An 8,614-nucleotide genomic window follows, 5' to 3' on the forward strand; every position below is an offset into this window, starting at 1 on the left:
GGCGGGGGGCCGGAGGCTCGTCACGGGGTCCCGGAGGGCGGGTCGGCCGGAACACCGGAGGCGCTCTGCGGGACTCCGGCCGCTTCCCCGTCCGGCGACCGGCTCGCCCGGGACGGCTCCGCGGAGGGGCCGGGCGACGTCTGGGCCGGGGCGGGCGTGGCGACCGACGGGGACGGGGACGGGGGTGCGGACGGGGGCGGGGTGTGCGCGGGGGCCGGGGCGAGGGGACGCTGAGGCTGCGGGGCGGGGGAACCGGTACCGCCGTGGAAGGGCAGCGCGATGAGCAGCGCGGCCGCCGTGGCGAGCGCGGCACCACCGGCCGTACGGACGAGCCGGCGCCGCCCGGCCCGGCGGCGCACGGCGGTGTACTGGCCGGGCGGCAGCGGAAGCCGGCCGGCGTCGGTGGGACGCAACAGCCGCACCAGCGGGTCGTCGGCCTCCCCCCACTCGTCGCCCTCGTCGTCAAACCGCGTGGTCAACACTCCTCCTCAGGTGGGCGCGCAGCAGTTCGCGGGCCGCGTGCAGGTCCGCCTTGACAGTGCCCTCCCTGCGCCCGGTGCGGGCCGCCACCTCACGTACGGGCATGTCGGCGTAATAGTGCAGCAGGATCGGCACCCGCAGTCGCTCGGGCAGCGACTGGACGAGCAACCGCACGGAGGGATCGGGCTGTCGCTCCGGTGGGCGCACGACCGCCTCGTTCGTGGCCCGCCGCACGGCGCCGCGTTCCCGCTCCAGGGCGCGCCAGTGGTCCCGTACGAGGTTGGCGGCGGTCACGTAGAGGAAGCCGCGCGGCTCGTTGACGGAGGTCCAGCGCGCCCAGAGCCGGGTGAACGCCTCGGAGGCGACCTCGTGGGCCGTCTCGTCGTCGTCCACGAGCCGCCGCACCCACCCCGCGAGCCGGGGGTAGAGCGCGGCGAACAGCTCGGCGGCCTCCCGCTCGCGCCTCACGGGGCCCCGGCGAGGTGCGCGAAGACGATGAGGTTGGCGTCGTACCCGGCGGACGTGCGGTCACCGGCGCAGGTGATGAGCCTGAGTTGCGCGTCGGGCACGTCGCCGTACACCTCTTCGGTGGGGAACTCGTCCTTGTCCACGGTTCGGAGCCGGTCCACGACGAATTGGGCGGAGGAGCCGTTCTCCAGGCGCACCACGATCCGCGCCCCGCGTCGCAAGGTCCCGAGCCGCCGGAACACGCCGTCGCGGTGCGGTCCGGTGGTCACGTGCCCGAGCAGCACGGCGGGCCCCTTCTCCCCGGGCGTCGGCCCGTACCGGTACCACCCGGCGACATCGTGCGCGAGGGCCGGCGGCACCTGGACGGTCCCGTCGGCGGCGAGGCCGAGGGACATCACCGGGGTGTCGACCCCGGCGCCGGGGATCAGCAGCCGCGCGGGCGCGTGCCGTCCGCTCGGTGACCCCGGCGCGTGGGACGCGTGCGGAGTGGGGGACCGGTGGGACGCCTGGGACGTGTGGGACGGCCGGGCGGCGGCGTGCGGGGCGGCCGGGGTGGACTGCCCGCAGGCCGTGAGCAGCGCGCCGAGCCCGAGCACGCAGCAGAGGGCGCGCCTGGAGAACAACCTCATGCGGTGGCGCCCCGGCGCCTCCGTACGATCACGAACCCGGCCCCGCCCGCGAGCACCACGGCGGCGGCGGCGCCGCCCGCCACGGTGGTGCCGTGGCCGTCCTGGCTCCCCGCGCCGGTGGCGGCGGCACCCTTGGGGACGACGCTCACCTGGGCTCCTGAGTCCTTCTTGGCCGGAGCCGGGGCCGGGGAGGCGGCCTCTTCCTTGCCCTGGGAGGGCGCGGAAGTGGGCGCCTGGCTCGCGGCCGCCGAGGGCACGGGGCTGGCGGCCTCGTCGTTCGCCTCCGGGGCGGCGGGACGGGGGGTGCCGGAGCCGGGCACCGGGCTCGGCGCGGAGTCGGCGAACGCGGCCGCCGGCGCGGCGAGTACGGCCGCGCAGGCGAGGGCGGCGGCTCCGAGAACAGTACGACGCACGTTTCTTCCTTCGCTCTGGGAAGGCCCGCCCCGGATGCGGCGGGCCACGTTCCCCGTCCGGCCGGTGGACGCCGGGCGGGCGTCGGCGGCGGGGAACTGATCACAGAGACGGAGGCGGGTGCGGCCGGGTTGTAAAGAGAAGGCAAACTCGCGCGGGGCCGGCGCCATGGCGTCACACGCGGCATCACATGTCCCTTGCCAGGGCGACCGGGCCGTCGGAGGGACCGCCGAGGGGACCGACCGGACCGCCGGGAAACGACAAAGGCAAGGAGAACACTCTCCTTGCCACTCTCAACTTATAGCGCGACGGGGGGCTTGCCGCAAGGCCCCCAGGAGGGCGCACAATCGTCGGCCGAGGCCACGACCAGCGGAAATGAGGGACACGACGTGCGTGTGTCGGCGTCAAGGCACGAGGGACGCGAAGACGTCGGTCCAGGGGGCGGGCCGGCCGCGCGACGGAGGGTGCGAGGGCCCGGCGCCGCGCGGCGGGGGAACGCGCCCGCCCCAGAGGCCCCGAAGGTGCCGCGATGAGAGAGACGACGGACACGACGGAGACGGACGCGGCGACGGAGACGGACGCGGCGGCTGAGACGACTGAGGCGGCGGGGACGACTGAGATGACGGGGACGACTGAGATGGCCGACCGGCGCTACGTGCTGGATCTTCGCGAGGTCGACGGGACCCGGATCGCGCTCGTCGGCGGCAAGGGCGCGCACCTGGGCGGGCTGTCGCGGATGGAGGGTGTCCGGGTGCCGGGCGGCTTCTGCGTGACGACGGAGGCGTTCCGGCGGGTCCTCGACGAGGCGCCCTCGTTCGGCGGGCTGCTCGACGAGTTGGAGCGCCTGGACCCGGAGGACGGGGAGGCGGTCCGCGCGCTCAGTGCGCGGATGCGCCGGACGATCGAGGGCGTCGCCGTCCCGGACGAGGTGGCGGCGGCGGTCACCGGCGCCCTCGCCCGCTTCGGCGAGGAGGCGGCGTACGCCGTCCGGTCCAGCGCGACGGCGGAGGACCTGCCGACGGCCTCCTTCGCCGGACAGCAGGACACCTACCTGAACGTCGTGGGGGCGGCGGCGGTCCTCCGGCACGTCAGCCGGTGCTGGGCCTCGCTGTTCACCGAGCGCGCCGTGGCCTACCGGCAGCGCAACGGCGTCGACCACCGTACGGTCCACATGGCCGTGGTCGTACAGCGCATGGTCCTCCCGTACGCGGCCGGAGTCCTGTTCACGGCGGACCCCGTCACGGGCAACCGGAGGACCGCCACCGTGGAGGCGGGCCTCGGTCTCGGTGAGGCGCTGGTCTCCGGCCTGGTGAACCCGGACGTCTACAAGGTGCGCGGCGCCGAGATCGTCGAGCGGGCGATCGCCACCAAGGAGCGTGCCGTTCACGCCCTGCCGGACGGCGGTACGCGGGACGTCGCGGTCGACGCGGACCGGCGGCGGGAACCGGCGCTGACGGACGCGCAGGTCCTGCGGCTGGTGGAGCTCGGGCGGCGCGTCGAGGCGCGCTTCGGCGGTCCGCAGGACATCGAGTGGTGTCTGGTGGACGGCGACTTCGAGATCGTCCAGAGCCGGCCTGTCACGACGCTGTTCCCGGTCCCTGAGACCGACCCGGAGGCCGTCCCCGAGAACCGTGTGTACGTCTCCGTCGGTCACCAGCAGATGATGACCGACCCCATGAAGCCCCTCGGGCTCTCCATGTGGCGGCTGACGGCCATGGTGCCGATGCACGAGGCCGGGGGGAGGCTGTTCGTCGACGTCACCCGGCGCCTGGCCCCGCCCGCGAGCCGCGCCGGTCTCCTCGACGCCATGGGGAAGGGCGATCCGCTGGTCAGGGACGCGCTGGAGAGCGTCCTCGACCGGGCGGACTTCGTCCTGTCGCCGCCGGACGCGACTCCCGGCGGACCGGCGGCCGGCGGACCGGCGGCCGGCGGCCCCCCCGCCGGTGGCGTCCCCGCCCCGGTCGAGACCGATCCGGCCGTCGTCACCGAGTTGATCGAGCGCAGCCGGGCGTCCGTCGCCGCCCTGGAGCGCGACATCCGGACCAAGACCGGCCCGGCGCTGTTCGACTTCCTGCTCGAGGCCTTCGAGGAGCACGGACGAGTCCTCAGTGACCCGTTGAGCATTCAGGCGATCATGGCCGGGATGGAGGCCAGCTGGTGGCTCGACGACAGGCTGTGGGAGTGGCTGGGCGAGAAGAACGCGGCTGACACGCTCACGCTGTCCGCCCCCGGCAACGTCACCTCGCAGATGGGGCTGGCGCTGCTCGACGTCGCCGACGCGATCCGCCCGCACCCGGAGGTGGTGGCGTTCCTGCGGGACGTCGGGGACGCGGCGGACGACGCCTTCCTGGACGAGCTGCCGAAGCTCGCGGGCGGCGCCGGGGCCCGCGCGGCCCTCGACGCCTACCTCGACCGGTACGGCATGCGCTGCGCGGGCGAGATCGACATCACGAGGCCGCGGTGGCGCGAGCGCCCCTCCGCACTCGTACCCGCGATCCTCGACAACGTCAGGAACTTCGGTCCGGGCGCCGCCGGGCGGCGCTTCGAACAGGGGCTGCGGAAGGCGCGCGAGAAGGAGCGGGACGTGCTGTCCCGCCTGCGGGCCCTGCCGGACGGGGACCGGAAGGCCGACGAGACGCAGCGCGTGATCGACCGGGTCAGGACCTTCATCGGGTACCGGGAGTACCCCAAGTACGGCATCGTCTGCCGGTACTTCGTCTACAAGCGGGCCCTGCTGGAGGAGGCCGGGCGCCTCGTGCGGGACGGTGTGCTCCCCGAGAAGGAGGACGTCTTCTACCTCACGTTCCAGGAGTTCCACGAGGCCGTGCGCGCGCGGGTGGTGGACGAGGGGCTCGTCCGGCGGCGCAAGGAGGCGTTCCGGTCATACCACGCGCTCACCCCGCCCCGGGTGCTCACCTCGGACGGTGAGGCGGTCAACGGGGCGTACCGGCGCGAGGACGTACCGGCCGGGGCCCTGACCGGTCTGCCGGTCTGCGCCGGGACCGTCGAGGGAAGGGCCCGCGTCGTCCTGGACATGGGCAAGGCGGACCTCGAAGCGGGCGACATCCTGGTCACGACCTTCACGGACCCCAGCTGGTCCCCGCTGTTCGTCGGCGTCGCGGGCCTGGTCACGGAGGTGGGCGGCCAGATGACCCACGGCGCGGTGATCGCCCGCGAGTACGGCCTGCCGGCCGTCGTGGGCGTGGAGGGCGCCACCCGCCTCATCCGCGACGGCCAGCGCGTCCGCGTGCACGGGACGGACGGGTACGTCGAGATCCTGTCCTGACGGGCGGAGCCGCGCTCGCAGGACTCGCCTCGTGGGTCGCCCTGACATGGAGAGGTGACGACGGCGGTGCCGCGCCCTCAGCGTCGGCGGCCGTCCGCGGCGTCCAGAGCGCGGACCGTCTTCCCCCGGGGGACGGACGGGACGGCTTGACGGTCACGGTTTCCAGGGCGCCGAAAGAGTACGCGTGACGTATTCGTCGACCTCGCGCAGTCGGGTCTCGGGGACGTCCGGTACGACGAAGTCCGCTTGCAAGGCACGCTCCACGAATTCCCCGGGAAGGCGTAGGGGGTAGTTCGCGAGGTAATACGCGAGGTCCGCCCGCCATACCCACGTCCCATCGGTGTACACGCTTTCCGCGTCCCCGATCCAGCGCCCCCGCGTCAACACGTCCGGTGCTCCGCCCGCCACGACGATGATTTTGATCCCGCCGCGCAGATACCGGATGAGCTCGTCCCGGTGCTCCGGAGGGCCTTCCAGCAGCGCATCACGGATGCTGTCCTGAAAGGACGCCGGGTTGAACCCGATCTCGCGAAAGAAACCCACGAACTTCGCGCGCTCAGTCAATGCTGTCCCAATCGAGTGTGATCCGTCGATGCCCTCGTAGACGCCCCCGTCCACTTTGACGATCAGCCCATCGGCATTACGGGTCAGCCGGCTCTCGCTGATGGTTTTCAGGAGCTTCGTACCCCGGCCGGCAGCCGGGAGGTGCGACGTCTGGAAGCCCTGCCGGGCACGGATCGCGTCGCGCAGTCCTACCCGAAGGTTCCGTGAGCACCGGCGAGGGCGGTGGTCCGGGGTTGCTGTTCCTCCCCGTACCCGAGTACAAGACGGTCAAGAACCGGCTGCACCTGGACCTTCAGCCACAGGACCGCTTACGGGACGAGGAGGTGAAACGGCTACTGGCCCTGGGTGCCGTGCTGATCGAGGACTTCCGTAAACCGGACGGGACGGGGTGGGCGGTGATGGCCGACATCGAAGGGAACGAGTTCTGCGTAGAGCGCAGCCCTGCGGAGCGGATCGCGATCGGGGATTCCTGAAGCGACGACGGGCAGGGACGCGCTTCTTCCCCCGGCCTGCATGGCGCGGCTACTGCGGCCGGGCGTCGCCCGACTGGCCGCTCACTCAGCCCGCTCATTCCACGTGGAGCCGGATGCGGGCGCCGTCCGGCAGGTCGCGCACCTGCTGGGCGACCGGACCACGGATGCGCATTGCCTGAGCCGCGTCCCGGGCGACAAGGTTGTCGAAGTCGTATCCGCCACCGGTGACGAAGAACCGCAGGGGCAGCAGTCGTTGGTCCGCCTCCAGCGGTCCGTTTCGCTCCTGCCAGGCGTACGCCAGGTTGGCGGTCGCGTGGACCGCCGGGTCGGCGAGCAGCCAGGCGCTCCAGTCCTCCAGGCTCGGACCGATCGCGGCAGCCTGGGCGGTCTCCGGGTCGACTGCGACGACCGTGGTCCCGCCGACGATGGCGAACTGCGTACCGAGGATGTCCTGCCCGAAGCAGAAGAAGCCGTCGGCCAGGCCCCCGTAGGCCGGCTTCCACGACTCCTCGCCGTTCCATTCGAGCAGGTCGGGCCCGAGCCCCTCCTCTCCCGCGCGGAAGACCTGGACCCCGGCGTCGAAGGCGAAGAAGCCGTTGGTACGGGTCAGCAGCGTCGCGAGTTCCGCGAGCGGGCCCTCCTCAACGCCGAAGTCGAGGTCGACGCGGGGACCGAGCGGCCCACGGGCCCGCCGGAGCAGTTCTTCGAGGGAAGAAGTCATCGACCAAGCCTAGTAAGGGAGGGGCTGGTGGAGGTAGGCGTCCACGACACGGGGGGTCAGGGCCTGCCGCAGCAGGGGCTGTAGCGGCGCGACGGGCGGAAGGATGTCCGAGTAGTCCAGCGGGGTGAACAGTTCTCGTGCGGACAGGAGCGATTCCTCCGCGCCGGCCAGGTCGTCGCAGTCGAGGTAGCAACCCGCCAGCCACATGGCGGCCGTGAAGTCCCGGGGCGCGTCCTGTTGGTGCAGCCCGGCGGCGAGGTCGAAACGGTTGGCACGTTCCAGGCCCAGCCAGAGTGAGCGCCGGTCAGCCGGGCCGAGCGCGCTGTAGGGGGAATCGAGCAGCCGCGTCTCACGGTCGGTGAGCGACCCCACCGGCTTCCGGCAGGTCGGCGGACCGGGCAGCAGTTCGGGCAAGGGCCGCTCGGTGACCGCGGTAGCCAGCCACTCCAGTCGCTCGGCCAGGGGACTGTCGGACGGGGTGACGGCACTCAGACGCCCAATCCCCGCGTGCGGGACGATCCCCGCATACTGAGCGGCCGCCAGGGCGGGTACGTCGAGCCAGAGGTTCAACCGTGCAGGGCCATGCTTCGCACGGCCGTGCAGACGCAGCACCGTCTCGACCAGATAGAGGGCCTCAAGGAACTGGTCCTGCCAGTACATGATCTGTACGGCACCGGCGGCCGCGTGCGCGGCCTCCTCAGCCCCGGCCAGCGGATCGGTGGCCTCCGCGACCAGATCGGGCAGGACGGTGCGACGGTCTTCGCGGCGGGCTCTGGTGAGCAGAGAGCGGCTCATGGCATTCCTGGCAGATCAGTGGGCGTTATCTTGACTCTCGCTCCGTCAGGAAGGCCCCGGAGACGGTTGCCCATACTGGAGCCCGCGCCCGAGTTGTCGCCGGACCTGACGTACTTCACACTCGCACCCGTGCCTCCCTCACGGAACATGGCCGGCGGGTACTCGTCCCGGTCCAGGTCGTCCGCGCCGCGCGCCGCGATCCCCCGGAGCGAATCGGCTCGGTGATCGTCGGCCAGAGCCCGGTCAATGGTGAGGACGTCCGGCTTGGCCGGTCCCGCCTGCGAGACCCTACCGCGCCATATCGTGCCGTTCTGCGCCTCATCTATGTGCTGGGCCGACTCGGGCCAGCGCTTCGCGGTGAGCTTGATCTCCTTCACGTAGGACGCCGTGCCGCTCTGGAACGCGGCCACCCGGGAAACAACACCCATACCGCCGCCTCCGGCCATCGCGAACACGCCCGGACCTGCGGGCACCAGGCCCGGCGCGGGAGCGTTCGCGGCTGCCCGCAGGCCGTGCAGGAACCTTCCTCCTTCGTAGGAAACGCGGTTGCCGATGCTTCGAAGAGAGTTCGCGGTGTTCTTGAGTCCGCCGCCGATGCCTTTGAGTGCCCCGCCGCCCAGCGCCCGGAGTCCGCCCGCTTTCCAGAGTTTGCCGAGTTTGGCGAGGCTGGTGAAGCCTTTGGTGGCGGGGACGCAGTCGAGGGCGGCCCAGATGAGGTCGCTCCAGCCGGCTTCGCCGTTGATGACTTTTCGTATCGTGTCCGCCATGACGACGAGGGCGGCGGCGA

Annotated in this window: 8 protein-coding genes and 2 pseudogenes; 2 read left to right on the forward strand and 8 right to left on the reverse strand. The window is 72.4% G+C overall.

The window, feature by feature from the left end; translation table 11 throughout:
* Positions 1–20: 20 nt before the first annotated feature.
* From ACFYMP_RS30330 to ACFYMP_RS30345, 4 genes are read right to left on the reverse strand one after another with little or no spacing between them, the layout of a single operon-like run.
* Positions 21–479 (reverse strand): hypothetical protein, encoded by a 459-nt coding sequence (locus ACFYMP_RS30330; protein WP_388863550.1) that lies wholly within the window; start codon positions 477–479, stop codon positions 21–23.
* Positions 463–948 (reverse strand): RNA polymerase sigma factor, encoded by a 486-nt coding sequence (locus ACFYMP_RS30335; protein WP_388863552.1) that lies wholly within the window; start codon positions 946–948, stop codon positions 463–465. Before ACFYMP_RS30335 ends, ACFYMP_RS30330 begins: the two co-directional genes overlap by 17 nt.
* Positions 945–1,577, reverse strand: coding sequence for a class F sortase (locus ACFYMP_RS30340; protein WP_388863554.1), 633 nt, complete (start codon positions 1,575–1,577; stop codon positions 945–947). Before ACFYMP_RS30340 ends, ACFYMP_RS30335 begins: the two co-directional genes overlap by 4 nt.
* Positions 1,574–1,990 carry a sortase-dependent protein gene (locus tag ACFYMP_RS30345; RefSeq protein ID WP_388863556.1) on the reverse strand — a complete coding sequence of 139 codons (417 nt, stop codon included), beginning with the start codon at positions 1,988–1,990 and terminating at the stop codon, positions 1,574–1,576. The genes ACFYMP_RS30340 and ACFYMP_RS30345 overlap by 4 nt, the downstream gene beginning before the upstream one ends.
* 635 nt (positions 1,991–2,625) lie before the next feature.
* On the opposite strand from ACFYMP_RS30345, the gene rph reads away from it, so the two are divergent.
* Complete coding sequence (rph, locus tag ACFYMP_RS30350; RefSeq protein ID WP_388863568.1) at positions 2,626–5,274, forward strand: rifamycin-inactivating phosphotransferase; 2,649 nt, start codon at positions 2,626–2,628, stop codon at positions 5,272–5,274.
* 153 nt (positions 5,275–5,427) lie between these two features.
* On the opposite strand, the gene ACFYMP_RS30355 is transcribed toward rph, so the two are convergent.
* Complete coding sequence (locus ACFYMP_RS30355) at positions 5,428–5,838, reverse strand: hypothetical protein (protein WP_388863558.1); 411 nt, start codon at positions 5,836–5,838, stop codon at positions 5,428–5,430.
* A gap of 143 nt (positions 5,839–5,981) precedes the next feature.
* Between ACFYMP_RS30355 and ACFYMP_RS30360 the strand changes: the two are divergent.
* Positions 5,982–6,311, forward strand: a pseudogene (locus ACFYMP_RS30360) (VOC family protein); the annotation flags it as partial.
* A gap of 94 nt (positions 6,312–6,405) precedes the next feature.
* Here ACFYMP_RS30360 and ACFYMP_RS30365 read toward each other — a convergent pair.
* The 3 genes and pseudogenes from ACFYMP_RS30365 to ACFYMP_RS30375 all read right to left on the reverse strand — a co-directional run.
* A complete protein-coding gene (locus ACFYMP_RS30365; RefSeq protein ID WP_388863560.1) occupies positions 6,406–7,032 on the reverse strand; it encodes an SMI1/KNR4 family protein in 627 nt (208 codons plus the stop codon).
* A 9-nt stretch (positions 7,033–7,041) separates the two neighbouring features.
* A complete protein-coding gene (locus ACFYMP_RS30370) occupies positions 7,042–7,827 on the reverse strand; it encodes a hypothetical protein (RefSeq protein ID WP_388863562.1) in 786 nt (261 codons plus the stop codon).
* A pseudogene (locus tag ACFYMP_RS30375) lies at positions 7,824–8,614 on the reverse strand (hypothetical protein); the annotation flags it as partial. The pseudogene ACFYMP_RS30375 and the gene ACFYMP_RS30370, both read right to left, overlap by 4 nt.

The organism is Streptomyces sp. NPDC007088, from assembly GCF_042869355.1.
GTDB lineage: Bacteria > Actinomycetota > Actinomycetes > Streptomycetales > Streptomycetaceae > Streptomyces.

Bases quoted from the DNA above. Each gene is read 5' to 3' on its own strand.
- ACFYMP_RS30340 (WP_388863554.1), bottom strand. From the start codon at position 1,577: ATGAGGTTGTTCTCCAGGCGCGCCCTCTGCTGCGTGCTCGGGCTCGGC.
- rph (WP_388863568.1), top strand. From the start codon at position 2,626: ATGGCCGACCGGCGCTACGTGCTGGATCTTCGCGAGGTCGACGGGACC.
- ACFYMP_RS30365 (WP_388863560.1), bottom strand. From the start codon at position 7,032: ATGACTTCTTCCCTCGAAGAACTGCTCCGGCGGGCCCGTGGGCCGCTC.
- ACFYMP_RS30370 (WP_388863562.1), bottom strand. From the start codon at position 7,827: ATGAGCCGCTCTCTGCTCACCAGAGCCCGCCGCGAAGACCGTCGCACC.